Source organism: Herbidospora galbida (assembly GCF_005233835.1).
In the GTDB taxonomy this organism is placed as follows: domain Bacteria; phylum Actinomycetota; class Actinomycetes; order Streptosporangiales; family Streptosporangiaceae; genus Herbidospora; species Herbidospora galbida.
On sequence record NZ_SZQA01000008.1, the window covers coordinates 1 to 24,284 of the forward strand.

A 24,284-nucleotide genomic window follows, 5' to 3' on the forward strand; every position below is an offset into this window, starting at 1 on the left:
ACACCCACCGCGCCGACGCCCTGCAACCATGGATGGAGCACTACAACACCCGACGACGTCACAGCGCACTGGACGGTCACCCTCCGATCAGCCGACTGTCACCAACGTCATGACCGAGTACAGCTAGGCCTGGCGGGACAGGACGCGCGGGTCCACCTCGTACCTGAGGGGGACGCCGCGCGTCAGCCGTGCCACCTCGTCGAGCGCCGCCTGCCCCAGCCGCCCGACCTCCCCGCCCAGCGCCCCCGCGACGTGCGGGGTCAGCACCACGTTGGGCAGTTCCCAGAGCGGCGAGCCGGGCGCGGGGGGTTCGGGGTCGGTGACGTCCAGGATCGCGAAGATCCGTCCCGTGCGGAGCTCCTCGACGAGCGCTTCCTCGTCCACGAGGGAGCCCCGCGCGGTGTTGATGAGGGTCGCGCCGTCCTTCATCGCCCGCAGGCGCTCCGCGCCGATGAGCCGGTACGTCTCCGGCGTGGCCGGGGCGTGGATCGACACCACGTCGCTGCGGCCGATCACCTCGTCGAGGTCGTGGGTGACCAGGTCGTCGGCGTAGGGGTCGGCGACCAGCACCTCCAGGTCGAAAGGCCGCAGGAGTTCGATGACCCGCCTGCCGACCCGGGACGCCCCGACGACGCCCACGGTCCTGCGGTAGTTGCCGAGGTCGTTGTCCTGCGTGAGCAGGCCCAGGTCCCGCCGCGCCGCGCCGTATTCGCGGGCGAGCCGGAACACGGCCTTGTTGGCCAGCAGGATCATCGCGAGCGTGAACTCCGCGACCGGGATCGCGTTGGCGTCGGCGGCCGAGCTGACCACGACGCCGCGCGCGAACACCTCGGGCGTGACGTGCCCCTTGATGCTCCCGGCGGCGTGGACGACGGCCTTCAGGTTCGGCGCGGCGTCGAGCGCCCCGCCGTCGAGGACGGGGCACCCCCAGCCGGTCACCAGGATCTCGGTCCTGGCCAGCCGCGCCCGCGCCGCCGGGCTGTGGAACTCGGTCAGCGGCGGCTCGGGCGTGTCGAAGAGCCGGGCCGTGAGCTCCGGGTACATCGCGTAGTCGACGATCACCGCCGGGTCCATCCGGGCAGGTCGAGCGGCCCGCGCTGCACCCCGATCCACTGACGGCGGGTGAAGCCGGGCATCTGGTTCTCGGCGCCGTGCCGGGCGTGTGCGTCGTTGACGTGCACCTCGCCCGCGTTGAGCCGTTCGGCGACGGCCAGGCCGCGCATCAGGTCCCGGCTGAAGACCGAGTTCATCAGCATCGGATAGCCGTTGACCAGCTCGATCGCCTCCTCCTCCGTCGCCGCGACGGTGACCGGCAGCACCGGCCCGAAGATCTCCTCGGCGAACGCCGGCATGTCGGGGGTGACCCCGGTGAGCACGGTCGGCCGGTAGAACAGCCCGTCGTAGGTGGCGCCGGTGGCGACGACGGCCCCCTTCGCGACCGACGGCAGCACGATCCGCTCGTGCACGCGGTCGCGCTGCACCTCGCTGATCAGCGGCCCGAGGTCGCTGGCGGGATCGAACGGATCCCCGACCTTGAGCGCCTCGACCTTGCGGGTGAGCGCCGCGACGTAGGCGTCGGCGACCGGTTCGAGCACGATGTGCCGGCTCGCGCTGATGCACGTCTGCCCCTGGAACTCCAGCGACGCGATCAGCGCGCACGACGCGGCCAGTTCGACGTCGGCGTCGTCGAGCACCACGAACGCGTTGCTGCCGCCGAGTTCCAGCCGCACCGGCCGCAGGTCCCGGGCGGCCGACAGCGCGATGGCCGTGCCGACCTCCCGCGACCCGGTGAAGTCGAGCAGGTCGAGCCCCCGGTGCTCGGCCAGCGCGTGCCCCGCCTCGGGCCCGTCGCCCTCGACGACGTTGAAGACGCCGGGCGGCAGCCCCGCCGCGTGGGCGGCCTCGGCCAGCACCTGCCCGCCGATGATCGGCGTGAGCTCGGCCGGCTTGAGCACGATCGTGTTCCCGAACGCCAGCCCCGGCGCGACCGCCCGCATGGCCAGGTTGACCGGATAGTTCCAGGGCGTGATGATCCCGAGCACCCCGAGCGGCACCGCCCGGGAGAGCGACAGCTTTCCTGCCTTGTACGGCTGCAGGACCTCCCCCGCCGTCCCGCACGCCTCCACGGCGGAGATGGCCAGCTGCTTCAGCCCCGCCGACACCTCGTCGACGGCCTTGGCCCGGACTCCCCCGGTCTCCCGCATGGACAGCTCGACGAGCTCGTCGTAGCGCGACCGCAGCTGGTCGGCGAACGCCGTCAGGTAGGCGGCCCTCTCGGGCGCCCCGAGGGCGGCCCATCCCGGCTGGGCGCGGCGGGCGGCCTCGACGGCCCGGTCGACGTCGGCGGCGGTGCCGAGGGCGTAGCGCCCGATCTCGGCCCCGGTGGCCTTCTCCCGTACGGGAGCGGTGTGAACGGCCGGGACGAAAGCCCCATCGATGTAGTGCATAGGCTATATTCTATACTTAAGCGTATATATAAAAATAAGTATTGACAGGAGCGAGATGGCAGCGGATCGTGCGTCGATGGCCCAGCTCGTCCGGGATCTCGTCACCCCGCTGCACCCGTTCTTCAGCCCCGGCCGCGCCCGTCTGCGACTCGGCGTCAACACCGCCCACTACGACGACGCGGCGGCCGAACTGGAGGCCTTCGCCCGCCCCCTGTGGGGCCTGGCCCCCCTGGGCGAGGGCCTGGACCCGTGGCGCGAGGGCCTGGCGACCGGCACCGACCCCGGGCACCCCGAATACTGGGGCGACATCGCCGAGGTCGACCAGCGCCTGGTCGAGACGGCCGCGCTCGGCTTCGCCCTCGCCCTGGCACCCGAGCAGTTGTGGGACGGTCTGAGCGGAATCGAGCGCGATCGGGTGGCGACGTGGCTGTCGCAGGCCCTCGCCCGGTCGGGCGTCGACAACAACTGGCAGTTCTTCCCCGTCCTGGTCGCCCTCGGCCTGCGCAGGGTCGGCGTACCCGTCGACGCGTCGGTGGAGGCCCGGCTCGACCGGCTGGAGTCCTTCGCCCTCGGCCGAGGCTGGTATTCCGACGGCCCGACCGCCCAGCGCGACTACTACGTGCCGTTCGCGATGCACTACTACGGCCTCATCTACGCCGGTCTGAGCGACGACGCCCGAGCCGAGCGCTTCCGTGCCCGCGCGGGCCAGTTCGCCCTCGACTTCCGCCACTGGTTCGCCGCCGACGGCGCGGCCGTCCCCTTCGGCCGGTCGATGACCTACCGCCACGCGCAGGCCGCGTTCTGGGGCGCGATGGCGTTCGCCGAGGTCGACGCGCTGCCGTGGGGCGAGACCAAGGGCTACCTGCTCCGGCACCTGCGCTGGTGGCAGAGCCGTGACGTCGCCACCCGCGACGGGGTGCTGACGGTCGGCTACGCCTACCCGCAGCCGCTCCTCGCGGAGCAGTACAACGCCCCCGGGTCGCCCTACTGGGCCATGAAGGCGTTCCTCCCCCTGGCCCTGGCGGAGGACCACCCCTTCTGGACCACCCCCGAGACGCCCGCGCCGCCGACCGACGGAGTCGTCCGCCAGCCCGAGGCCGGGGTGGCCGTGATCCGGTCGGACGAAGGCCGCCACGTGGTCCTGCTGAGCACCGCGCAGCACAACACGTGGGCCCGCGGCGGCCCGGCCAAGTACGCCAAGTTCGCCTACTCAACCGTCTTCGGCTTCAGCGTCCCCGCCGGGAGCTACGGCCTGGACCAGGGTGCCTTCGACAGCACCCTGGCGCTGAGCGACGACGGCCTGCACTGGCGCTGCTGCGAGGTCCCCGAGGCGGTTGGAGACCTCCACCTGCGCTGGTCACCGTGGGACGACGTCCAGATCGAGACGTGGCTGATCCCCCGCGCCCCCGACCACCTGCGCGTCCACCGCATCGTGTCGGCCCGCCGCCTGTTCACCGCCGAAGCGGCCTTCGCGGTCAACCGCGACACCGAGACCGGCCGCGGCACCGGCGACGGCTACGCGTGGGCGACCTCCGACCAGGGCCTGTCCCGCATCGAAGACGTGACCGACTCCGACTGGCCGACGGGGGTCCGGCGGGACGGGGAGGTCGTGCAGCCGCACCCGGGGACGAACGTCCTGGTGCCGCGCACGATCCTCCCCACCCTGCGGGGGGAGCACGATCCGGGCGAATACTGGCTGGTGGCCAGGGTCACCGGCTCGCCCGGTCGATGACCTCCTCGGTCGTCAACGGCGCACGGGGGTGGTGGCTGAGGCAGAGAGGCGTACGCACCTTCGCGAACCCCGCCCCCTCGGGTGCGACGTAGAACTGACCGCTGCGAAGCGCCCCGATGTCGTCGGCGCTGCCGCCCTTGACCCGGGCCATCTCCTTGGCCGCCTCGATCTGCACCTGCGCGTTGAGCAGCCCGTAGAACTGGGTGGCCGCGTTGCCGGGGATCCGGTTGTGCAGGCCCTTGGGCGCCTGCGTGGCGAACACCAGCCCGAGCCCGTACTTCCTGGCCTGGGAGGCGAGCGCCAGCGTGCTCTGCGTGCACACGGTCGTGGCACCCGAAGGGGCGAAGTTCTGCGCCTCGTCCATCACGAACAGCCCGCCCAGAGGCCGGTCGCCCGCCGGGTTCTTCTTGATCCAGGCGAAGAGCGCCATCTGCAGCTGGTTCACGAACGACTGCCGCTCGGAGTCGCTCTGCAGCCCCACGAACGAGATGACCGAGACACGGGCCCGCTTGCCGGCGGCCGGGGTGAGCAGCCGGCCGGGATCGACCGGCTGCCCCTCGCCGCCGAACAGCGGGTCGTTGACCATCGCCGCCCGGAGCACCTGCGCGAGCCCGTCTGCGATCTTGACAGCGCCGCTGATCTGGCTGATGTCCTCGGGGAAGTCGGCGAGCAGCCCGATGAGCCCGTTGAGGCCGCCGCTCTTGTACCTCCCGAAGTGGACGACGGCCTCCTTGAGCACCGCCCGCGACACCGCGGCCTTGCTGGTGTTCCCCTCGGCCTTGGCCCTCGGCACCAGCGCGGCCACGGCTGCGTCGACGGCCTCGTTGAACTCGTCGACGTCGTTCCGGACGCTCGTGAAGTCGGGCAACGGCTGGAACGCCAGCGGCCGGCCCTTCTCCCTGCGCGGCGTCCACACGACGACGTCGGTGTCGGCGATGTAGCGAGCCGCCCGCGCGGCGTCACCGGGCCCCCAGGCCGAGGGCTCCTCGGGCCACGCGTCACCGAGACGGGCGAGGTCGTTGTTGGTGTCGAGCACGATCGAGGAGACGCCCTGCAGCGCGCACTCTTCGATGATCCGCCTGATCAGGACGGTCTTGCCCGAGCCTGAACCGGCGAAGATCGCGGTGTGCTTGCGCAGCGCCTCGAGTTCGACCGAGACCGGGAGCCCGCGCTCGTAGGATCGGCCGACGATCAGGGTGGGCGCCTTGGCGGGCAGGACGACGGGTTCTATCAAGGTCACCGGCGAGTGCCCCGAGGAACCCGCCTCGCGGGTCGGCAGTGCGGGCGGCTCCTCGAGGATGTCGCCCTCAGGTGCTTTTGGGACGTGCGGCACCTGCGGAGCGGCGGCCTGCGGCTCGTCGGACCAGTCCTCGAGGACGTCCCTGAGCAGCTTGATCGCACTCGCCGGCCGCTTGAGGACCAGCCATTTGTTGAGGCTGGGCGGGTTCTGCGCCATCAGGTCGCGCAGGGCGCTGAGGCTCTTAAGGTCGTCCTCGTCGACCGTGACGATCCGCCCGCCCCTCGCCCGGAAGTCGGCCAGGGCCTGCTGGGTCTTGGGCCCGGCCGCCCACGGAACGTTCCTGAGGACGATGAGCCTGCGCTTGGGCGTCTCGGCTTCGAGGCCCGCCGCGATGGCCGCCCTCTTGAGCCGGGTCAGCGCCGCGTTCGGATGCTTGGCGCTGATGCCGCGGATCGCCCAGTGGATCTCGTCCTCCCTGGCCTCGTCGAGGACCTGGCGGAGGCGCGCGTGCAGGGAGGTCTTCTGGCCGAAGGTCGGGTCGACCTTGTAGGTCGTCGTGTCGTCGCCCTTCTCGATGGCCCAGGCCTGCAGCCCGGCGGCGAGCAGGCCGGGGAGGACGGCGTCCTCCTGCGTCGCGTCGAGGGCCCCGGTGACGTGCGCGGCGTCTTCGAGCAGGGCGAACTTCGTCTCGATGCCGTGGACTTCGCTGAGCGTCGTCTGGATCGCGGTGACCGGTTCGACCTGGTGCGTCTCGACTCCGTCGAAACGGAAGAGCTCCTTGACCTCGCCCCGCGCGACGCAGGCCTTGATGTGCTCGGTGAGCGCCCGAAGAATCACTCGCGGCGTGTAGAACGGGGCCTCGGCGAAGGCTTCCGGCCGGACCGGCCAGGTGGGATAGGGCGGCTCGAAGCCGATGCCCTTGAAATGCTCGGCCAGCCGTCGGATCACGAGCTCCTGGCCGACCTCGGGAGAGGGAACGCGCTTGAGGATCGTGGTCTGCTCGAACCGGTCCTTGAAGCTCGTCACCGACAACTGCCTGAGCAGAATCCACGTGTCCGGCAGGCAGGAGACAACGGACAAGGTCCTGCTCGTCACCTCACGCAGCGAGGTCAGCCCATGGGCGATCTGCAGCGCGGTGGCCCGGGTCCGAGGGTCGACCACGCCGTCCCCGAACAGCGCCATGGAGCTGATGAGCGGGTCGAGTTGGTCGAAGGCCATGACGCTCGGGCCGGTCAGCGCCAGCAGGCCCGAGATGTCCCTGACCAACTCCTGCGGAGTCCGCATGGCCTGGCGGAATCCCCATTCGCGGCGATCGCCCTCGAAATCCTCCAGGCCGTACATGTAACTGTCGCCCAGGCTGGCCAGGTTGTAGTCGTTCGCCGCCAGCAGGACCAGCGCACGGGCCGTGTCCTGAGCCTGCATGAACAACTTGGAGTCTCGCTTGTACAGCCCCTGCAGGAACTCCTTGAGGTGCTCCTTCTCCAGTGGCTGGTTGCCGATGACGGCCTGTTGCGTCCGGCGGGGCAGTGACATCGGCTCGGTCAGATTGCGGAGGAAGCGCTTGAGCTGGCTCTCCTCGTCCGCCCCGACCCGGGCGAGACCATCCTGGATGGACACCAGGGCGCTCTCCCAGAAGTTGCGCGCGTCGAGCACGCTCATCAGGAAGAAGTAGCCGTCACGCCGGATGACCTGCTCGCGCAGCCAGCTCATCAGATGCGTCTTGCCGCTTCCGGCCGTCCCCTCGAGGACGACCCCGATCGGACTGGAAGTGCCCACGCTCCGGGCGGCCGCCTCCAGCCCCGACGTCAGCGCCTGCGACGCCTGGGGGTGCAACCCCTCGACATGGAAGGGCACCGGACGCCAGACGTCTTCCCCGCCGTTGACCGTCGAGATGACGTTCAGGGAGCTGAGCGCGTACCAGTCCGTGATCATCAGCGGGCCCCGATTCGAAGCTGGTGGTTGGGCTCGCTGCCGATCACGACGGCGGCCGCGTGGTCCTCCGGCGACAGGTTGCCGGGAATCGACGCGGCGAGGATGTGTACCTCAGGGGAGTTCAGCAACATCCGGCGCAGCGCGTTGTCCTGCTCCGACCGGTCGATGTCATCGAGCAAGGGCCGCAACCTGGTCAGGGTGACCCACTCCCCCACACCAGGGGTGATCTTCGCGTAGGCCTCACGGATGCGGTCTTCGACCTCGTCGCCACCGAGGGCGACCGGAACCGCCGCCGGCTCCGGCGCCGCCTCCGGCTCGGGCGCCACCTCCTCGGCCGCCGGCACCGCGGGCCCCAAGAGCGTGCGCAGGTAGAGCAACGCCAGAGTCTTGCCCGACCGCGAGGTCACCGCGACACCCTTCTGAACCTCTTCCAGTGCCCTCTCCTCACCGGCGGGCGTGACCAGATACCAGATGGTTCCGCGCTCCCGCTTCTCCGACTCGATCAGCTTGCCGTCCACCAACCCGGCCCGGTTCTTGGTGTCGAGGTCCAAGCCCCAGTTGTCCCGCAAATCCTTGTGGCCAACAGCCGTTCCCAGCTCCTTGAGGACAAGGAGGGCCGCAACCTGCCGGTATGTGAGTTTTTCTTCGGACATCAGACTGCTCCTTCGCTCAGCCCGAGGCGTCGCCCCAGGAGGAATTTCTTGATCCGGCGGAGCACCGCCGGCAGATCGTCGAGCACCTGCTCGTTGGTGAAGCGCAGCACGGTGAAACCGTCACGGTCCAAATGCCGATCCCGAAGTCGGTCCATTTCGGCTTTGGCCGCCGTCAGGTGCTCGGGTCCGTCGAGTTCCACGACGCACTTCTCGTGCGCCCACATCAGATCGGTGCGGATCGTCACGAACAGCGCGTCGTTCGACGGGTAAGTCTGGTTCCATTCGCGCCCGTGGGCCCAGGGACACTCGAGCAGCGCCTTCTCCACGGCCTGCTCGACCTCGCTGTAGCGAGCGGGTTCTCCCCGGAGCGGCGGCCACCGGAGGACGGCGGCAGGCGGCTCGGACGGCGGAAGCCCCGCGGCCAGCAGGGCGACCGCCTTCGGGACCTTGAGATGGACGGTCTCGACCCGTCTGACCTCGGGGCCGACCAGCCAGACGCCCATCCCGCTCTGATGTGCGAGCCATTCGCATCCGGCCACGAGCACGGTCTCGCCGTGCGAACTCAGCTTCTCCGGCACATAGACGACGAGCGCCACCTCGTGCCGCCGGTAGGCGGCCGCGACGACCCGGGCCAGCCCGGCCGCGCGGACCTCGGCGGGAAAGGCACGGCCCCGGGTGGGCCTGAGGGTGAACGAGTCCCGGTGCTGAATCGCGTGGGCGGCGAGTTCGGCCAGGAACGGTCCGAAATGGCGGGCGCCCGTGGCCATGCGCATCGCGAGAACGCGCGCCGCCGCCATTCCGGCGCCACCCGGGCCGTCGAGCTTCTCGCCTTCGGGCAGCCAGGCGGGAAAGAGGCCGACGGCCAGCGTCTCCAGTTCCCGGAGGATCGATCCGACCAGTTCAGGGACCGAGTCGCACTCCGCGGCCGCGTAGGTGACGACGGCCGGGCCGGTCTCCGGTAAAGGGTCCAGCAACAATTCCATGACATTGGCGTCAATGCTGGAATCGACTCCGGCAATGCGGAGCACCCTCCCCACCGGGAGATCGCCCCACGAGAATGGCATGCCGGTTCCCTCGGACACTCTTCTGAAAACGTGACGCCGCAGAGGGTATAGGGCACACCGCATGATGCGCAGGAATTCTAGAGATAACTCCGTTTCCGGAGTAACAAAACCGTCGAAACAGTCATCCTGACAATCATTCAAATCCCGATATATCCGAACTTATCCGGGTCACTCCGTACAGGAAAAGACTGCGCCACCCCTGCCGCCATCAGATCCGACCTATGTCCGGTTTCAAGGCACTCGAACGGTCGCTTTGTCACGTTCCCGTGCCTATACATCCAACCTATCTGTTGACGACAAAGACCTGTCAGCTTAATCTCGGCCTGATCACGAGCGTGGTCTCGTACAGGCAGAAGGACACGATGCAACGGTTAATCCGGGCGCTCGTCGCCGCCCTCGTCGCGGTTCTCGTCGCGGCGAACCTCCCCGCTCCGGCCTCCGCCGCCACCTGGCTCGGCACGTGGGCGGCCTCGCCCCAGAGCGGGAGCCGCGAGTTCAGCAACCAGACCCTGCGCCAGATCGTCCGCACCAGCATCGGCGGGACGGCCGTGCGGGTGCAGCTCTCCAACGCCTTCGGCAACCGGGCCCTCACGGTCTCGAACGTGCACGTCGCGCGGCGGGCCAGCGGGTCGTCGATCGATCCGGCGACCGACCGCGTGATCACGTTCGGCGGGCAGCAGTCGGTGACGATCCCCGTCGGGGGGCTGGCCGTCAGCGACGCGGCGAGTGTGCCGGTCGCGGCCTCCTCCGACCTGGCGGTGAGTTTCCACCTGCCGTCGGCGACCGGGCCGGCGACCTATCACCAGACGGCGCTGCAGACCAGCTACATCGCCGCCGGCAACGTCGCGGGCCACGCGACCATCACGCCTACCGGGGAGACGGGGGACACCTTCATCCTGTCCGGGGTGGACGTCGACAACGCCGCCGGGACCGGCACCGTCGTGGCGCTGGGCGCGTCGATCGTCGACGGGGTCGCCTCCAGTCACAACGCCAACCGGCGCTGGCCGAACCTGCTGTCGAACCGGCTCAACGCGTCGGGGCGGACCGTGGGGGTCGTCAACCAGGGCATCAGCGGCAACCAGCTGCTGCGCGACGGCGCGGGGCAGAGCGCCATCAACCGGTTCGAGCGTGACGTGCTCAACCAGACCGGGGTGAAGTGGGTCGTCTTCGCCGACAATCCCATCAACGACGTCGGGTCGAACCGGCCCGTGCCCACGGCGCAGCAGCTCATCACCGGCGCGCAGAACCTCATCACCCGGGCGCACGCCCGGGGCATCCAGTTCATCTGCGCCACGCTCACGCCGTTCCAGGGCGCGAACTACTGGACGCAGGAGGGCGAGAACAGCCGCGCCGCCTACAACGCGTGGGTGCGCGGCGCGGGCAGCGGCTGCGACCGGGTCGTCGACTTCGACGCCGCCACGCGTGACCCCGCCAACCCGACCCGGTTCCTGCCCGCCTACGACCCGGGCGACCACCTCCACCCGAACGACGCCGGGTTCCAGGCCATGGCCAACGCGTTCGACCTCGCCTGGTTCGGGGCCACGAGCGGGACGCCGGGCATCCGGCTCCGCTCGCGCGCCAACAACCAGTTCGTCAACGCCGGGCCGACCCTGGTCGCCAACGGCAACGCGACCACGTTCGACCGCGTCGACCTGGGCAACGGGAACATCGCCCTGCGCTCACGCGCCAACAACATGTACGTCGCCGCCGAGGCCGCCGGAGCCCAGCCGCTCATCGCCAACCGGACCGCCGCCGGGCCGTGGGAGACCTTCCAGGTCGTCGACAATCCCAACGGCACGATCAGCCTCCGTGCCCAGGCCAACGGCAACCTGGTCTGCGCCGACGGCGGGGGCGCGCAGCCGCTCATCGCCAACCGGACCGCCGTCGGGCCCTGGGAGCAGTTCGACGTGGTGAACGTCTGAGCCCAGTGGGCACAATCGGGCCATGCGGATCATCGTGGTCAAGGGTGACATCACCGATCAGCGGGCCGACGCGATCGTCAACGCCGCCAACTCCTCGTTGCTGGGAGGGGGCGGCGTCGACGGCGCGATCCACCGGAAGGGCGGCAGCGAGATCCTGGAGGCGTGCCGCCGGCTGCGGGCCTCCGCCTACGGCAGGGGGCTGGACGCGGGCCAGGCGGTGGCCACCACGGCGGGGCGCCTGCCGGCGAAGTGGGTGATCCACACCGTCGGTCCGGTGCACAGCAGGAGCGAAGACCGGTCGAAGACGCTGGCGTCGTGTTACCGCGAGTCGCTGCGGGTGGCCGACGAGCTGGGGGCCTCGACGGTCGCCTTCCCGGCGGTGTCGGCGGGCATCTACGGCTGGCCGATGGACGACGCGGCGCGGATCGCCGTCGAGACCGTCAGGGCCACCCCCACCAAGGTGGAGGAGGTGCGCTTCGTGCTGTTCACCGACGAGGCGTACGAGCACTTCCAGGCTCAGATGTGAGGGGCGATCCCGTCGACGATGGCCCGCTTGGGGCGGGCGCCCTTGATCTGGTGGACGACCTCGCCGTCGCGGTAGAGGTTCAGGGTGGGCAGGCCGATGACGTCGTAGCGGAGCGCGATCGACGGGTGCTCGTCGACGTCGATCTTGGCGATGACGACCTTGTCGCCGTACTCGCGGTCGATCTCCTCCAGGATGGGGGAGATCATCTTGCACGGCGGGCACCACTCGGCCCAGAAGTCGAGCAGCACCGGGCGGTCGCTGCCCAGCACGTCGCGCTCGAACGTCTCCGCGGTGACCTCGATCATGTGTTCCTCCGTAGCATCTCGTCGCGGCGGGCCATCAGGTCCCGGATCTCGGTGTCGATCTCGGTGAGCTTGCGGCGGACGACGTCGACCGACTCGGGGCAGACGCCGCCCGACTCGTTGCCGGCGCGCAGGCAGGCGACGAACGGGCGGGCGTCCTCCAGGGTGAAGCCGACGGCCATCAGCGCCCGGATCTCCTGGACGAGCCGCACGTCGGCCTCGTCGTACTCGCGGTATCCGTTGGCGCCCCGGCGGGCGGCCAGCAGGCCCTTCTCCTCGTAATGGCGCAGCGCGCGGGTGCTCACACCCGAGCGCCGTGCCAGCTCACCGATCCGCATGTCCGCAGGCTAAACCTTCACATCAGCGTGAAGGTCAAGCGAGACGCGGACGGCCGCAGGCCCGGACGTGGCTCGCGTCATGAATCTGCCTCAAGAGACGCGCAGAGCACTTCGCCGTGCACGATCGTCAGGAACCCGTCGGGGTCGGCGGCCCAGGTCAGCCAGCCGTCGGCGATGCGCCGCAGATCCTCCGGCGTGGCCAGCCCCGCGTCCACGGCCTGGCGGCCCAGCGACGACCTCACCACCCGGTCGGCCCACATGCCGCCCCAGAACGCCCGGTCGTCGGGGGTGGCGAAGCACCAGGTGGAGGTGGAGACCTCGATGTCGGTGAACCCGGCCGCGCGGGCCCACGAGAGCATCCGCCGGCCCGCGTCGGGCTCGCCGTCGTTGCGCCGGGCCACGGCGTAGTAGAGCGCGAGCCACTCGTCGAGTTCCGGCAGCGCCGGATACCAGGTGAACGCGCCGTAGTCGCTGTCGCGGGCGGCGACCAGCCGGGCCACCCGCCCCAGTTCCCGTAGCGCCCGCACCGGGTCGGCGACGTGCTGCAGGACCTGGTGGGCGTGCGCGACGTCGAAAGCCTTGTCTCCGTACGGCAGCGCGTGCACGTCGGCCACCTCGAAGGCGATGTTCGGCGTCCCCCGTCGCTCCGCCTCGGCGCGGGCGAGGTCGAGCTCGTCGGGGCCGATCTCGGTGGCGGTGACGTGGGCGACCCGCGCCGCCAGGTCGGCGGTGATGGTGCCGGGGCCGCAGCCCACGTCGAGCAGGGTGGTGTCGGGGGTCAGGTGCGGCAGCAGGTGGGCCGCGGAGTTCTCGGCGGTGCGCCAGCGGTGGGACCGCAGCACGCTCTCATGGTGCCCATGCGTGTAGTGCATGGGCACGAGAGTACGCCTCGTCTCGCGATACGAGAGGATCCGTATCAGATAATGAGACCTGTCTAAGAAGGATCTCCCCACGCGAGCCACGGCCGGCCTTCGGCCGTCCGCGTCTCGCTAGAACGTCTTGCCGATGTGGAACCCGCCGGGCAGCCGCACGGTCACGTGGCGGCGTCCGTCAGGGGTGCGATAGACGTGGAAACGACGGCCCCCGTAGCTGCGGGAGACGCCGTGACGTGAGAGGTGAAAGCGCAGCGGTCCGACTTTTACCGACTTCCGGTAGTCCCATCCCATGCCCGGAGAACGAGCGGAATCGGGGGGAAAGTTCCTAGCCGAGCCAGATATAGGCCCCGAAGCGCCCGGTCTGCCCTTCACGGCGATATGAGTAGAGATCGCCGGTTTCGATGGTGCAGCGGGCGTCGTGCCGGACGTCGTCCACCCCGGCCCGGGAGAGCTGCGCCGCGATGGCCGCCCGCAGGTCGACCGAGGGGGTGTCGCGCGAGGTGGTCGCCCAGGCCTCGGGGACGACGGCGGCGACCTCGTCGCGCATCTCGGCGGGCACCTCGTAGCACCGCCCGCAGGCGGCCGGCCCGACCAGCGCGACCATCCGGCCCGGGTCTGCCCCGCGCCCGGCCATGGCCTCGACCAGCGCGGGCACCACCCCGGCGAGGGTGCCGGGCCGCCCCGAGTGGGCGGCGCCGACGAGCCGGGCGACCGGATCGGCCACCAGCACCTGGGCGCAGTCGGCGGCCAGCGAGACCAGCGCGAGCCCCTCTTCGGCGGTGAAGATCGCGTCGAGGCCGGGCGGCTCGTCGCCGAACGGCCGGTCGACGTAGGCGACGTCGCGCCCGTGGACCTGCCGCATGAGCACCACACGGGCGGGGTCGACGCCGAACTCCAGGGCGGTCATCCGCCGGTTGGCCGCCACGTTTTCGGGGTCGTCGCCGACGGCCCCGCCGAGGTTCCGGCCGCCGAAGGGGGCCGGGCTCACGCCGCCATGACGATCGGTGATCACGGCGTGTACGCCCTCGGCCAGCAGCACCCTCACACCCTACCGGTGATCACCGCGACGACCGTGGGACCGAGCGCGAGGGCGCGGATGCCGTACATCATCTTGGCCGTGTAGACGTGGTCGAGCCGGAGCCCGTGCCGGGTCTCGAAATCACGGATGTACGCGCTCAGCTCCGGAGTGGTGCGGGCATAGCCCCCGAAATGGAACCCGGTCTCGATGCGCCAGTTGGGCGTGACGTGGCCGAGCGCCTCGGTCTGGAGCCGGGCGACCTCGTCGTGCAGGAACGAGCCGCCCTTGAGTACGGAGAACCCGACGGCCGTGAACCCGGGCGGCAACCCGGCGGCGAGCCCGGCCAGCGTGCCCCCGGTCCCGACCGGGCAGCACACGACCGCCTCGCCCAGATGGGCCAGTTCGGGCCCGATCTCCATGCACCCGCGCACCGCCTCGGCGTTCGAGCCGCCCTCGGGGATCACGCGGTGACCGGGGAACTCCTCGCGCACGAGCCGCAGCACCTCGGGCGAGGCCTTGGCCCGGTAGCGCGCGCGGTCGAGGAACATGAGCCGCATCCCGCAGGCGACCGCGAAGTCGAGCACCTCGTTCCTGACCGGTTCGCCGCGGATCACCCCGCCGGTCGGGAACCCGAACTCGCGCCCGGCCGCCGCGACGGCCCTGATGTGGTTGGAGTAGGCCCCGCCGAAGGTCACGATCGGCTCGCCGGTGAGGTTGTACTTGAGCTTGCGCCACTTGTTGCCGGGGATGTCGGGATGAAGAAGATCGTCGCGCTTCAGCAGGACCCCGTCGGCGCGGGTGAGAGGCGAGACCACAGCGATAACCTAACGGTCATGCGGGTCGTTTCCTCCTTTGAGACCGCCTTCGGCGGCACACCCGAGGGCGTCTGGCACGCCCCCGGCCGGGTCAACCTGATCGGCGAGCACACCGACTACAACGACGGCCTGGTGCTTCCCTTCGCGGTGCCCTGGGGCGTCACGGCGGCGGTCGCCCGGCGGTCCGACGACCGCGTGCGGGTCGTGTCGGCGCAGGCGGGCGGCGGCCCGGTCGAGGAGGTCGCCGGCTGGGCGGCCTATCCGATCGGCGTGGCCCTGACCATGCGCGAGGCCGGTCTCCCGGTCGGCGGCGCCGACATCGCGATCGACGGCGACATCCCCCGGGGCGCGGGCCTGTCGTCGAGCGCGGCCCTGGAGGTCTCCGTCGCGCTGGCGCTCAACGACCTCTACGACCTCGGCCAGACCCCGCTCGACCTGGCCCGGCTGGGCCAGCGGGCCGAGAACGAGGTCGTCGGCATGCCCTGCGGCATCATGGACCAGGCCGCCTCGGCCCTGTCGAAGGAGGGCCACGTCCTCCTGCTCGACTGCCGCACCCTGGGCAGCCGCGCGATCCCCTTCGACCTGCCCTCCCACGGCCTCGACCTGGTCATCATCGACACCGGCGTGCACCACGAACTGGCCGACGGCCAGTACGCCAAGCGCCGGGCCGACTGCGAGAGCGCCGCCGCCAAGCTCGGCGTGCCGGCCCTGCGCGACGTCACCGACCTCGCCGGCGCCCTGTCCAGACTGAGCGGAGACGAGCGGAAACGCACCCAGCACGTCGTCACCGAGAACCACCGCGTCGAAGCCGTCGTCGGCCTCCTGCGGGCCGGCGCGGTGGCCGAGATCGGCGCGCTCCTGAACGCCTCCCACCTGTCGCTGCGCGACGAGTTCGAGGTGAGCTGCCCCGAGCTCGACGTGGCCGTCGAGTCGGCGATCAGGGGCGGCGCGCGGGGCGCCCGCATGACCGGCGGCGGCTTCGGCGGCTCGGCCATCGCCCTGGTCGCGACCGACCGCGCCGAGGCCATGCGGCGGACGGTGGCGGAGGCCTACGAGGCGAAGGGCTGGAAGCCGCCGGTCTTCCGCACCGCCACCCCCTCGGCCGGAGCCCGCAGGCTCAGCTAGCGGCGGGGTCGTCCGGCGCCGCCCGCCGGTAGCGGTCGGCCAGCACCCGGATCCGCGCGAGGAGCTCGGGCGGCCCGGTCACCTCGAAGTCGGCGTCGAGCATGCCGAGATAGCAGGCCAGCAGGTGCGGGGAGTCCGAGCCGACCTCGGCCACGCAGGCGTCGTCGCCCAGGGGCTCCACCGGCACACCCGACGGCAGCCGGGCGCGCACGTGCCCGGCCGGCGCGTGGACCGTCACCCGCGCCCGGTACTGCCAGGTCGCGGTGGCCAGGCCGGTGGCGACGTGACCGGCGAGGTCGCCGCCGGGGTCCTCGCGCGGGGTGAACCGCGGGCCGTTCGGCGTCCGCAGCCGCAGCCGGTCGACCCGGAACGTGCGCCAGTCGGATCTGGCGACGTCCCAGCCGACCAGGTACCAGCGGCCCCGGCTGTGCGCGAGCCGGTGCGGCTCGACCTCCCGGCGGCCGGCCGACCTGTCATGACCGGTGTAGTCGAACCGGAGCCGCTCGTGGTCGCGCGCGGCCGCCGCGATCGCGGTGAGCGTGTCGGCGTCCACGCGGGGGCCCGGGTGCGGCAGCGGGGCCAGGGAGGCCCGCAGCCCGTGGACGCGACGGCGCAGCCGCGAGGGCAGCATCTGTTCCAGCTTGGTCAGGGCCCGCAGCGCCGCCTCCTCGATCCCGGTCACCGCGCCCTGGGTCGCGCCCACCCGCAGCCCGACCGCGACGGCGACCGCCTCGTCGTCGTCGAGCAGCAGCGGCGGCAGCTCCGCCCCCGGACCGAGCCGGTAGCCGCCGGTGACGCCCCTGATCCCCTCGACCGGATAGCCGAGGCCGCGCAGGCGTTCCACGTCGTTGCGCACGGTGCGGCCGGTGACGCCGAGCCGCTCGGCCAGCTCGGGCCCGCTCCAGTCGCGCGGCGTCTGCAACAGGGAGAGCAGTCGCAGCAGTCGTTGTGCCGTGTCGGACATGAATCAGATTCTGCCCGGATACAGGAACGGAACCTTCCTGTATCCCTCATAGGTTCTCCGGTATGGACGACAACACCGAGATCCGCCCGTTCCGCGTCGACATCCCCCAGCCCGAACTGGACGACCTGCGCGACCGCCTCACCCGCGCCCGCTGGCCCCGGCAGACCGGCGGAACCGGCTGGGAGCGCGGCGTCCCCGTCGACTACCTGAAGGAACTGGCGGCCTACTGGGCCGACGGCTTCGACTGGCGGGCGCAGGAGAAGGCGCTCAACGAGCACCCGCAGTTCGTGACCACGATCGACGGCCAGGACATCCACTTCCTGCACGTCCGCTCACCCGAACCCGGCGCGCTGCCGCTGATCCTCTCCCACGGCTGGCCGGGCTCGTTCGTCGACTTCCTCGACGTGATCGGACCGCTGACCGACCCCCGCGCGCACGGCGGCGACCCGGCCGACGCCTTCCACGTCGTGATCCCGTCGCTGCCCGGCTTCGGGTTCTCCAACCCGGTGCGGGAACCGGGCTGGGGCAACCTGTTCCGGGTGGCCGCCGCGTTCGGCGAGCTGATGCGCCGCCTCGGCTACGAGCGGTTCGCCGCGCAGGGCGGCGACATCGGGGGCGGGGTGACCGCCCTGCTGCCCATGGCCGCCCCGGGCCGCGTGCTCGCCACCCACGTCAACGGCCCGTCGCCCTACCCGCTCGGCCCGGCCGTCGAGCTCGACGGTCTGCCCGACGCCGACCGGGCCCGCGCCGAGCGCTTCAACGCCGCCCGCGACGACGGCCTCGGCTACCTGCACCTGCAGTCGACCCGCCCGCAGACCCTGGCCTACGCGCTGAACGACTCACCGGTCGGCCAGCTCGCGTGGATCGCGGAGAAGTTCCGCGAGTGGACCGACCCCGCCGCCGACCTGCCCGAGGACGCCGTCGACCGCGACCGGCTGCTCACCAACGTGAGCCTCTACTGGTTCACCGGCTCCGGCGCGTCGTCGGCCGGCATCCTCTACGAGGGCATGCGGGCCTACCGCGAGATGGCCGCCGCCGCGCCGTCCGGCGACCAGGGCGGCTGGCCGTCCGCGCCGGCCCCGCCGCAGGGGGTCGCGGTGTTCGCGGCGGACACGACGATCCGGGCCCTCGCCGACCCGGTCGGCGCCGTGGGCCACTGGTCGGAGTTCGACCGGGGCGGCCACTTCCCGGCGATGGAGACGCCCGACCTGCTGGTCGGCGACCTGCGCGCGTTCTTCCGCGTCGCGCGGTGAAACGCGGAGGCGGCATCATGTCCTGATGTTCCGTGACCTGCTCGGCCACGACGACTGGACGCCCGTCGGCCACGGCGAATCGGGCGCCCGCGTGTTCCGCTCGGCCGACGGCGCCCGCTACGCCAAGTGCGGGCCCGCAGCCGAGCTGACGGCCGAGCGCGACCGCCTCGCGTGGCTGGCCGGGCACGACGTGCCGGGCCAGCGCGTGCTCGACTGGCGGACCGCCGGAGACCGGGCCTGCCTGGTGACCTCGGCCGTCGACGGCGTCCCCGCCCATCAGGTGTCCCCCGGCGAGCTGGAGAGGGCCTGGCAGCCCATCGCCGAGGCGGTACGCCGCCTCCACGGCCTCCCCGGCTGCCCCTTCTCCCGCGACCTCGACTGGATGCTCGCGCGGGCCGAAGACGTCGTCGCGCGCGGCGCGGTCAACCCCGACTTCCTGCCCGAGGAGCAGGTCGGCACCCCGCCACCCGAGCTCCTGGCCCGTCTGAGACCGGAACTGGACCTGCGCCGGGAGCAGGAGGCCCGCGACGGGGTCGTCTGCCACGGCGACCTGACCCTGCCCAACGTCATCCTCGACCCCGAGTCGCTGACGGTCGCGGGCTTCGTCGACGTGGGCAGGCTGGGCCGGGCCGATCCCCACGCCGATCTCGTGCTGCTGTTCGCCACCGCCGACGAGATCCGGCCCGGTCTGCCGCGGGAGGGCCTGTTCGGCCTCGATCCCGATCCCGGCAGGCTCCGGTTCTACCTGCACCTCGATCCGCTCACCTGGGGCTGACGGTCTTCCACGTCCGGTCGAGGAAGGCGGCGATCAGCGGGGCGATCTCCGGCAGGTACTCCTCCAGGGCGAAGTGGCCCGTCGGGTAGACGTGCAGTTCCGCGTCCGGGACGTCGCGCAGGTAGGCGTGCGCGCCCGGCTCGGGGAAGAACATGTCGTTGGCCCCCCAGGTGATCAGCGTCGGCGGGCGGCGGGTCCGGAGCCACTCCTGCCATTCCGGATAGTGGCCGAGGTTGGCGTGGTAGTTCAGCAGCAGGTCGAGCTGCGGCCGGGCCCGTTCGGGCCGGTCGAGGAAGTACTGGTCGAGCACCCAGCTGTCCGGCGACACCAGCTGGACGTCGCCCGTGCCCGACTCGTACTGCTTGCGGGTGACCGGGAGGGTCAGCATCTCCCGGGCCGCCTGCTCGCCCTCGTGGCTGGGCCGCAGGGCGACCAGGCCGCGCATGGTCTCGCCGAGGCCCTCCTCGTAGGCGTTGCCGTTCTGGATCACCAGGCCGGCGATCCGTTCAGGGTAACGCAGGGCCAGGCGGAAGCCGACCGGGGCGCCGTAGTCGAAGACGTACAGGACGAAGTGATCGAGGCGGAGCCGCTCGACGAAGCCCGCCATGACCTCGCCCAGCCGGTCGAAGGTCAGCGGGCTGCCCGGGACGTCGCTGTGGCCGAAGCCCGGCAGGTCGGGCGCGATCAGCCGGTAGTGGGCGCCGAGGGCGTCAATGAGCCGCCGGTACTGGTGCGAGGCCGACGGGAAGCCGTGCAGCAGGAGCAGCACGGGCGCCTGGTCGGTCTCGGGTACGGATTCGCGGTAGAAGACCCGGAGGCCGTCGATGTCGATGTGACGGTGCAGGGTCCGTGTGACGATCGGGAACGCCATTTCGCATCACCTCGCCACAGGCCCTACCCAGTGAAGGGCGGGAACTCCGGCGGGCGTTTCTCCAGGAAGCAGGCCACGCCCTCGGCGAAGTCGGCCCGGCCGAACGACTCGGCCATCAGCCTCTCGGCCTTGGTCCGGGAGGCGTCCAGGTCCAGGTCCCAGTCGCCCCAGACCTGCCGCTTGATCACCGCCATCGAGGTGGGCGAGCTCATGACGGCCAGCTCCCGGGCGTAGGCGCCGACCTCGTCGAGCAGCGCCTCGGCGGGCACGGCGCGCAAAGCCAGCCCCATGCCGGCCGCCTCCTCCCCCGTGAAGGTGCGGCCGGACAGCAGCAGGTCGAGGGCGCGGGCCTGGCCGACAAGCTTGGGCAGCACCCACGCGAGGCCGTATTCGGCGACGAGGCCCCGCCGGGAGAAGGCGGTCGTCCACTTCGCCTCGGCGGCCGTGAACACGAGATCGCAGACGAGGGCGTGCACCATGCCCAGCCCGGCGCAGGCGCCGTTCACGGCCGCGATGATCGGCTTCCGGATCGTCGTGGGCAGGGTGTGCGGCCGGGGGTCGACGGCACGTTCGAACGTGCCCTCCTGAAGGGCCGTGAGCGTCTGGAAGTCGGCCCCGGCGCAGAAGCCCCTCCCGGCCCCGGTCACCACGATCACCCGCACCGCCGGGTTGGCCTCGGCCTCGGTGAGCAGGTCGAAATAGCGCCTCCCGAGCTCGTCGGTCCACGCGTTGAGCCGCTCGGGGCGGTTGAAGGTCAGCGTCAGGACGCCCTCGGCGAGCTCGCTCAGCACCAGATCACTCACGAATATTGTTCTACTACAGCCCCCTGTGGTGGGTGAAGGACGGCCGCAGCGCCACGTCGTCGTAGTAGCGGTGGAACACCGGCGTCAGCGCCCCCGACAGCGGCGGGACGATCCACGACCAGTCGGCCGGGCAGACCCGGCCCGAACGCTCCTCCTTCTCCAGGTGGGTCATGAACCGCCTCGCCTCGGTGTGGTGGTCGGTCATGGTCACCCCGGCCTCGGCGAAGGAGTGCAGCACGGCCACGTTGAGCTCGACGAGCGTGTGGTCGCGCCAGAGAGTGCGGTCGCTGGAGGTGTCCATGCCGAGCCGCCGGGCGATCACCGGGAGCTGGTCGTAGCGGCCGGCGTCGGCGAGGTTGCGGGCGCCGATCTCGGTTCCCATGTACCACCCGTTGAACGGCGCCGCCGGATAGCAGACGCCGCCGATCTCCAGGCACATGCCGGAGATCGCCGGGACGGCGTGCCAGCGCAGCCCCAGCTCCGCGAACCACGGGTAGTGGGGGTGGGTGATCGGCACCTCCAGGATCGCGTCGGGCGGCAGCTCGCGCATCTCCACGCGGTCTTTCACCTCGATCAGCAGCGGCAGCACGTCGAACCGGCCGCCGCGGCCTTCCCAGCCGAGCGCCCGGGCCTCCCGCGTCAGCGCCAGGTGCGACGGGTCGCCGACGACCTCGCCGTCGCGCTCGTAGCCGGCGTACCGGACGAGCTGGTCGTTGCGGATCCGGGCGGCACGCCGCCCGGGGCGGTCGGGGGCGAACACGGTGATCGTCGGCCGGATGCGGCCGCCGTTGGTCGCCTCACGCAGATGGGCGACGCACTCCTCGGCGATCGCGTCGGCCGTGTCGACCTCACGCCGGTCGCGGACGCGCAGCGACTGCCAGTAGAGCCGGCCGATGCACCGGCCGCTGTTGCGCCAGGCCACGCGCGCGCCGAACGTCAGTTCGTCGAGCGTGTGGGTGTAGCTGCCGGTCTGCTCGATCTCGGCCGCGATCTCCCACAGCCGCCCCTCGACGGGCCCGGCCGAGGGCACCTCGGCATGGTGCAGCCGGACGAATTCCTCCGCCTCCCGCCAGTCGACCTCCTCGCCGCTTCTTACCTCGTCGGTTCTCTTCCACCACGTCCGCATCGCGACTTTCCCCTCGCGGATCGCCGGTGGCCGTTCCGGGCGGCGACGACGACCCTCGTGCGGTGGCCCTCTCCCCACCGCCGGTGCGTAGTTTGGTCCGCGGCGACCACGCCTGCTGTCAGGCACATGCACAGCGCGGATCACATTTTCTGCGCTTGCACCGGATTTGTCATCTATATCTGTGCATCACCGGCCACGGAGCGTCAGAAAACCGGAAGTGTACGCACACACGAAGAAGCCCCGGTCTGATCTCTCAGACCGGGGCTTCTGGCAGCTCCCGCGATAGGACTCGAACCTATAACCTGCCGGTTAACAGCCGGCTGCTCTGCCGATTGAGCTACACGGGATCGTGCTGTGCTCCGCTGCCTTGCGGCTTTCCTTGCGGCGCGGAACTAGATTAGCGCACTCAGGGGGTGGTCTGTCACATCCATTGGCGTGCCCTTTGGCGGAGCCCGGTTTGGATAGATGCACACCCATTGGGTAGGGGCGGGAGTAGCGAAGCGCGGAGGTGGAAGATGCGGTACAAGGTGATGTTCGCCGCCGGGCTGGGTCTTGGATACGTCCTGGGCACCCGCGCCGGGCGTGAGCGCTACGAGCAGATCGTGCGAGCCACGAAGAGGGTGTCCGACAGCCCCGCCGTCCAGGAGGCGGCCGGTCTGGTGGGCGCCCGTGTGTCGAAGATGACCGTGGCGGCCAAGGACAGGGTCCCGTTCCTGCGTAAGCCTGACCCCTGGGACGGGGAGACCACAGCCGGCCCGACAGGCTGGCCAGATCCAGAGGTCAACCGGATCACCTGACGACGAGACGGCGAAGGCCCGCCCCTGCAGAGGGGCGGCCCTTCGTGACGTTCAGACGCCGAGGCTTCTGCGGACCTGCTCCAGAGCCTGTTCGGCGGCGGCCAGCACGCCGGGATCACTGCCGTCGAGGCCGTCGTCGAACGCCAGTTCCCATTCGATGGTGTCGGTTCCGGCGATCCGCCGGGCGATGAAGCGGACGCCCGCCTCCGCGGTGAGTTTCACATAGCGGTTGGCGACGATGGAGTTCTGCACCCTTTCCCGGATGGTTTCCGGCAAGAAGCCGGGCTCCTCGATATCCACCCGATAAACGCCGCCCGTCACTGTCGTAATGTTCATCCCGGTTTCGTCCCAGGACGCCTTGTCGACGGTGTGCCAGGGCACCCGTTCCCCGCCGGGAAGGTGCAGCGCCACGAAGGTCGCGACGGCATAGCCGCCGGACGGCGCGGGGGCGAAACTCAGCACCCGCTCCCCCGACAGACGGGTGCGGATGTCGGCGGGCAAGCGATTCCCGAACAGAGCCATATCAGGGAATGTACAAGCGGACGGCCCGTGCCCCGGTTGGGGGGCACGGGCCGTGATCCGATGACGGTCAGTCGAGGTAGTCGCGGAGCATCTGGGCGCGCGTCGGATGACGCAGCTTGGCGAGCGTCTTGGACTCGATCTGGCGGATGCGCTCCCGGGTCACCCCGAACTCCCGCCCGACCTCCTCCAGCGTGCGCGGATGCCCGTCGGCCAGGCCGAACCTCAGCTGGATGATGCGCTGTTCCCGCTCGGACAACGTGGCCAGGATGTCGTCGAGCTGGTCTTGCAGCATGATGAACGCGGCGGCCTCGATCGGCACCACGGCGTCGGCGTCCTCGATGAAGTCGCCGAGGTCGGAGTCTTCCTCGCCGATCGGCGACTGCAGGGAGACGGGCTCCTGGGCGATCCGCTGGATCTCGATGACCCGGTCGATCGGCAGGTCCATCTCGGCGGCGATCTCCTCGGGCGCGGGTTCACGGCCGAGGTCCTGGTGCAACTGACGCTGCACGCGCACCAGTTTGTTGATCGTCTCGACCATGTGGACCGGAATTCGAATCGTCCGCGCCTGGTCGGCGATGGCCCTCGTGATCGCCTGCCGAATCCACCACGTGGCATAAGTGGAGAACTTGTAGCCCTTGGTGTAGTCGAATTTCTCGACCGCGCGAATCAATCCGAGATTGCCCTCTTGAATGAGATCGAGGAATAACATTCCCCGGCCCACATATCTTTTCGCGATGGAGACGACGAGCCGCAGGTTCGCCTCGATGAGGCGCTGCTTGGCGCGTACGCCCTCCCACACCAGATCTTCGAACTCGGGCCGGGCCACCCGGATCGCGGGGCTCTCACAGAGCTTGTCCTCCGCGAAGAGGCCGGCCTCGATGGCCTTGGCGAGTTCCACCTCCTCCTCGGCGGTGAGCAGCGGAACCCGGCCGATCTCCCGCAGGTAGATCCTTACCAGGTCGCTGGTCGGCGCCCTCTTACCGACGTCTTCCTCGTCTGGCTTGGACGTCTCTTCGTCGCCTTGCGGCTCGAGGACCTCCACTCCGTTCTCGGCGAGCATGCGCACGACGCGCTCCAGCGCGTCGGCCTCAAGCCCGGATCGGTCGAGCGCGGCGGCCACGTCGTCAACCGTGACGCTCCCGCGCTCCCTTCCCTTCACGACGAGCTCGGCCACCTGGTCTACC

General features: G+C 70.7%; 25 protein-coding genes and 1 tRNA gene. 8 read left to right on the top strand and 18 right to left on the bottom strand.

What is annotated here, in order from left to right; all coding sequences use genetic code 11:
• On the top strand, nt 1–113 hold a 113-nt coding region (locus FDA94_RS10635; RefSeq protein WP_137246897.1), incomplete at its 5' end, for an integrase core domain-containing protein.
• Nucleotides 114–123: 10 nt separating this feature from the next.
• Here the strand turns inward: FDA94_RS10635 and FDA94_RS10640 are convergent.
• Together FDA94_RS10640 and FDA94_RS10645 are read right to left on the bottom strand one after the other, a co-directional pair.
• Nucleotides 124–1,062: a hydroxyacid dehydrogenase gene (locus FDA94_RS10640; RefSeq protein ID WP_246059731.1), complete on the bottom strand. Its 939-nt coding sequence runs from the start codon at nt 1,060–1,062 to the stop codon at nt 124–126.
• On the bottom strand, nt 1,059–2,447 hold the full coding sequence (locus FDA94_RS10645; protein ID WP_137246899.1) for an aldehyde dehydrogenase family protein: 1,389 nt from the start codon (nt 2,445–2,447) through the stop codon (nt 1,059–1,061). Before FDA94_RS10645 ends, FDA94_RS10640 begins: the two co-directional genes overlap by 4 nt.
• A 55-nt stretch (nt 2,448–2,502) precedes the next feature.
• Here FDA94_RS10645 and FDA94_RS10650 point away from each other — a divergent pair, with 55 nt between their 5' ends.
• Nucleotides 2,503–4,179, top strand: coding sequence for a DUF2264 domain-containing protein (locus FDA94_RS10650; protein WP_246059733.1), 1,677 nt, complete (start codon nt 2,503–2,505; stop codon nt 4,177–4,179).
• Here the strand turns inward: FDA94_RS10650 and FDA94_RS10655 are convergent.
• From FDA94_RS10655 to FDA94_RS10665, 3 genes are all read right to left on the bottom strand, one after another.
• Nucleotides 4,157–7,351, bottom strand: coding sequence for an ATP-binding protein (locus tag FDA94_RS10655; protein WP_137246900.1), 3,195 nt, complete (start codon nt 7,349–7,351; stop codon nt 4,157–4,159). The genes FDA94_RS10650 and FDA94_RS10655 overlap by 23 nt on opposite strands.
• Nucleotides 7,351–7,902: a hypothetical protein gene (locus FDA94_RS10660; RefSeq protein ID WP_137246901.1), complete on the bottom strand. Its 552-nt coding sequence runs from the start codon at nt 7,900–7,902 to the stop codon at nt 7,351–7,353. The genes FDA94_RS10655 and FDA94_RS10660 overlap by 1 nt, the downstream gene beginning before the upstream one ends.
• 101 nt (nt 7,903–8,003) lie before the next feature.
• The gene (locus FDA94_RS10665) at nt 8,004–9,032 is read right to left on the bottom strand and encodes a DUF559 domain-containing protein (RefSeq protein WP_137246902.1); all 1,029 of its coding nucleotides are present in this window, start codon (nt 9,030–9,032) and stop codon (nt 8,004–8,006) included.
• Nucleotides 9,033–9,430: 398 nt separating this feature from the next.
• Between FDA94_RS10665 and FDA94_RS10670 the strand changes: the two genes are divergently transcribed.
• Nucleotides 9,431–10,990: a GDSL-type esterase/lipase family protein gene (locus FDA94_RS10670; protein ID WP_137246903.1), complete on the top strand. Its 1,560-nt coding sequence runs from the start codon at nt 9,431–9,433 to the stop codon at nt 10,988–10,990.
• A 22-nt stretch (nt 10,991–11,012) separates the two neighbouring features.
• Nucleotides 11,013–11,516, top strand: a complete 504-nt coding sequence (locus FDA94_RS10675; protein ID WP_137246904.1) for an O-acetyl-ADP-ribose deacetylase — start codon at nt 11,013–11,015, stop codon at nt 11,514–11,516.
• Here the strand turns inward: FDA94_RS10675 and trxA are convergent.
• The 6 genes from trxA to FDA94_RS10705 form a co-directional block, all read right to left on the bottom strand.
• Nucleotides 11,507–11,821 carry a thioredoxin gene (trxA, locus tag FDA94_RS10680; protein ID WP_137246905.1) on the bottom strand — a complete coding sequence of 105 codons (315 nt, stop codon included), beginning with the start codon at nt 11,819–11,821 and terminating at the stop codon, nt 11,507–11,509. The genes FDA94_RS10675 and trxA overlap by 10 nt on opposite strands.
• On the bottom strand, nt 11,818–12,156 hold the full coding sequence (locus tag FDA94_RS10685; RefSeq protein ID WP_137246906.1) for a MerR family transcriptional regulator: 339 nt from the start codon (nt 12,154–12,156) through the stop codon (nt 11,818–11,820). Before FDA94_RS10685 ends, trxA begins: the two co-directional genes overlap by 4 nt.
• 77 nt (nt 12,157–12,233) lie before the next feature.
• Entirely contained in the window at nt 12,234–13,028 is a 795-nt protein-coding gene (locus FDA94_RS10690; RefSeq protein WP_137246907.1) for a class I SAM-dependent methyltransferase, read from the bottom strand.
• 117 nt (nt 13,029–13,145) lie between these two features.
• The gene (locus FDA94_RS10695; RefSeq protein WP_137246908.1) at nt 13,146–13,322 is read right to left on the bottom strand and encodes a DUF4236 domain-containing protein; all 177 of its coding nucleotides are present in this window, start codon (nt 13,320–13,322) and stop codon (nt 13,146–13,148) included.
• A 34-nt stretch (nt 13,323–13,356) separates the two neighbouring features.
• The gene (pgeF, locus tag FDA94_RS10700) at nt 13,357–14,070 is read right to left on the bottom strand and encodes a peptidoglycan editing factor PgeF (RefSeq protein WP_137246909.1); all 714 of its coding nucleotides are present in this window, start codon (nt 14,068–14,070) and stop codon (nt 13,357–13,359) included.
• A 2-nt stretch (nt 14,071–14,072) separates the two neighbouring features.
• Nucleotides 14,073–14,864 (bottom strand): 1-aminocyclopropane-1-carboxylate deaminase/D-cysteine desulfhydrase, encoded by a 792-nt coding sequence (locus tag FDA94_RS10705; protein WP_246059735.1) that lies wholly within the window; start codon nt 14,862–14,864, stop codon nt 14,073–14,075.
• A gap of 18 nt (nt 14,865–14,882) precedes the next feature.
• On the opposite strand from FDA94_RS10705, the gene galK reads away from it, so the two are divergent.
• Nucleotides 14,883–15,989: a galactokinase gene (galK, locus tag FDA94_RS10710; protein WP_137246911.1), complete on the top strand. Its 1,107-nt coding sequence runs from the start codon at nt 14,883–14,885 to the stop codon at nt 15,987–15,989.
• Here the strand turns inward: galK and FDA94_RS10715 are convergent.
• Entirely contained in the window at nt 15,982–16,953 is a 972-nt protein-coding gene (locus tag FDA94_RS10715; RefSeq protein WP_137246912.1) for a helix-turn-helix transcriptional regulator, read from the bottom strand. The two genes, galK and FDA94_RS10715, sit on opposite strands and share 8 nt — an antisense overlap.
• A gap of 62 nt (nt 16,954–17,015) precedes the next feature.
• On the opposite strand from FDA94_RS10715, the gene FDA94_RS10720 reads away from it, so the two are divergent.
• Together FDA94_RS10720 and FDA94_RS10725 are read left to right on the top strand one after the other, a co-directional pair.
• Entirely contained in the window at nt 17,016–18,206 is a 1,191-nt protein-coding gene (locus FDA94_RS10720) for an epoxide hydrolase family protein (RefSeq protein ID WP_137246913.1), read from the top strand.
• A 25-nt stretch (nt 18,207–18,231) separates the two neighbouring features.
• Nucleotides 18,232–18,981, top strand: a complete 750-nt coding sequence (locus FDA94_RS10725; RefSeq protein WP_137246914.1) for an aminoglycoside 3'-phosphotransferase — start codon at nt 18,232–18,234, stop codon at nt 18,979–18,981.
• On the opposite strand, the gene FDA94_RS10730 is transcribed toward FDA94_RS10725, so the two are convergent.
• From FDA94_RS10730 to FDA94_RS10745, 4 genes are all read right to left on the bottom strand, one after another.
• Complete coding sequence (locus FDA94_RS10730; RefSeq protein WP_137246915.1) at nt 18,968–19,852, bottom strand: alpha/beta fold hydrolase; 885 nt, start codon at nt 19,850–19,852, stop codon at nt 18,968–18,970. The genes FDA94_RS10725 and FDA94_RS10730 overlap by 14 nt on opposite strands.
• 23 nt (nt 19,853–19,875) lie before the next feature.
• Nucleotides 19,876–20,655, bottom strand: a complete 780-nt coding sequence (locus FDA94_RS10735) for an enoyl-CoA hydratase-related protein (protein ID WP_137246916.1) — start codon at nt 20,653–20,655, stop codon at nt 19,876–19,878.
• Nucleotides 20,656–20,668: 13 nt separating this feature from the next.
• The gene (locus FDA94_RS10740; RefSeq protein WP_137246917.1) at nt 20,669–21,781 is read right to left on the bottom strand and encodes a nitric oxide synthase oxygenase; all 1,113 of its coding nucleotides are present in this window, start codon (nt 21,779–21,781) and stop codon (nt 20,669–20,671) included.
• A 274-nt stretch (nt 21,782–22,055) separates the two neighbouring features.
• Nucleotides 22,056–22,128: transfer RNA gene (locus tag FDA94_RS10745), tRNA-Asn, on the bottom strand.
• A gap of 168 nt (nt 22,129–22,296) precedes the next feature.
• On the opposite strand from FDA94_RS10745, the gene FDA94_RS10750 reads away from it, so the two are divergent.
• Nucleotides 22,297–22,578: a hypothetical protein gene (locus FDA94_RS10750; protein WP_061294580.1), complete on the top strand. Its 282-nt coding sequence runs from the start codon at nt 22,297–22,299 to the stop codon at nt 22,576–22,578.
• Between the two features lie 51 nt (nt 22,579–22,629).
• Here the strand turns inward: FDA94_RS10750 and FDA94_RS10755 are convergent, their stop codons facing one another.
• Both FDA94_RS10755 and rpoD read right to left on the bottom strand, forming a co-directional pair.
• Complete coding sequence (locus FDA94_RS10755) at nt 22,630–23,100, bottom strand: hypothetical protein (protein ID WP_137246918.1); 471 nt, start codon at nt 23,098–23,100, stop codon at nt 22,630–22,632.
• Between the two features lie 67 nt (nt 23,101–23,167).
• Nucleotides 23,168–24,274: an RNA polymerase sigma factor RpoD gene (rpoD, locus tag FDA94_RS10760; protein ID WP_231515294.1), complete on the bottom strand. Its 1,107-nt coding sequence runs from the start codon at nt 24,272–24,274 to the stop codon at nt 23,168–23,170.
• Nucleotides 24,275–24,284 lie beyond the last annotated feature (10 nt).

Coding starts and splice junctions, on each gene's coding strand:
- FDA94_RS10645 (WP_137246899.1), bottom strand. CDS start 2,447: ATGCACTACATCGATGGGGCTTTCGTCCCGGCCGTTCACACCGCTCCC.
- FDA94_RS10650 (WP_246059733.1), top strand. CDS start 2,503: ATGGCAGCGGATCGTGCGTCGATGGCCCAGCTCGTCCGGGATCTCGTC.
- FDA94_RS10655 (WP_137246900.1), bottom strand. CDS start 7,351: ATGATCACGGACTGGTACGCGCTCAGCTCCCTGAACGTCATCTCGACG.
- FDA94_RS10670 (WP_137246903.1), top strand. CDS start 9,431: ATGCAACGGTTAATCCGGGCGCTCGTCGCCGCCCTCGTCGCGGTTCTC.
- FDA94_RS10675 (WP_137246904.1), top strand. CDS start 11,013: ATGCGGATCATCGTGGTCAAGGGTGACATCACCGATCAGCGGGCCGAC.
- trxA (WP_137246905.1), bottom strand. CDS start 11,821: ATGATCGAGGTCACCGCGGAGACGTTCGAGCGCGACGTGCTGGGCAGC.
- FDA94_RS10685 (WP_137246906.1), bottom strand. CDS start 12,156: ATGCGGATCGGTGAGCTGGCACGGCGCTCGGGTGTGAGCACCCGCGCG.
- FDA94_RS10690 (WP_137246907.1), bottom strand. CDS start 13,028: ATGCACTACACGCATGGGCACCATGAGAGCGTGCTGCGGTCCCACCGC.
- FDA94_RS10695 (WP_137246908.1), bottom strand. CDS start 13,322: ATGGGATGGGACTACCGGAAGTCGGTAAAAGTCGGACCGCTGCGCTTT.
- galK (WP_137246911.1), top strand. CDS start 14,883: ATGCGGGTCGTTTCCTCCTTTGAGACCGCCTTCGGCGGCACACCCGAG.
- FDA94_RS10715 (WP_137246912.1), bottom strand. CDS start 16,953: ATGTCCGACACGGCACAACGACTGCTGCGACTGCTCTCCCTGTTGCAG.
- FDA94_RS10720 (WP_137246913.1), top strand. CDS start 17,016: ATGGACGACAACACCGAGATCCGCCCGTTCCGCGTCGACATCCCCCAG.
- FDA94_RS10725 (WP_137246914.1), top strand. CDS start 18,232: ATGTTCCGTGACCTGCTCGGCCACGACGACTGGACGCCCGTCGGCCAC.
- FDA94_RS10730 (WP_137246915.1), bottom strand. CDS start 19,852: ATGGCGTTCCCGATCGTCACACGGACCCTGCACCGTCACATCGACATC.
- FDA94_RS10740 (WP_137246917.1), bottom strand. CDS start 21,781: ATGCGGACGTGGTGGAAGAGAACCGACGAGGTAAGAAGCGGCGAGGAG.
- FDA94_RS10750 (WP_061294580.1), top strand. CDS start 22,297: ATGCGGTACAAGGTGATGTTCGCCGCCGGGCTGGGTCTTGGATACGTC.
- FDA94_RS10755 (WP_137246918.1), bottom strand. CDS start 23,100: ATGGCTCTGTTCGGGAATCGCTTGCCCGCCGACATCCGCACCCGTCTG.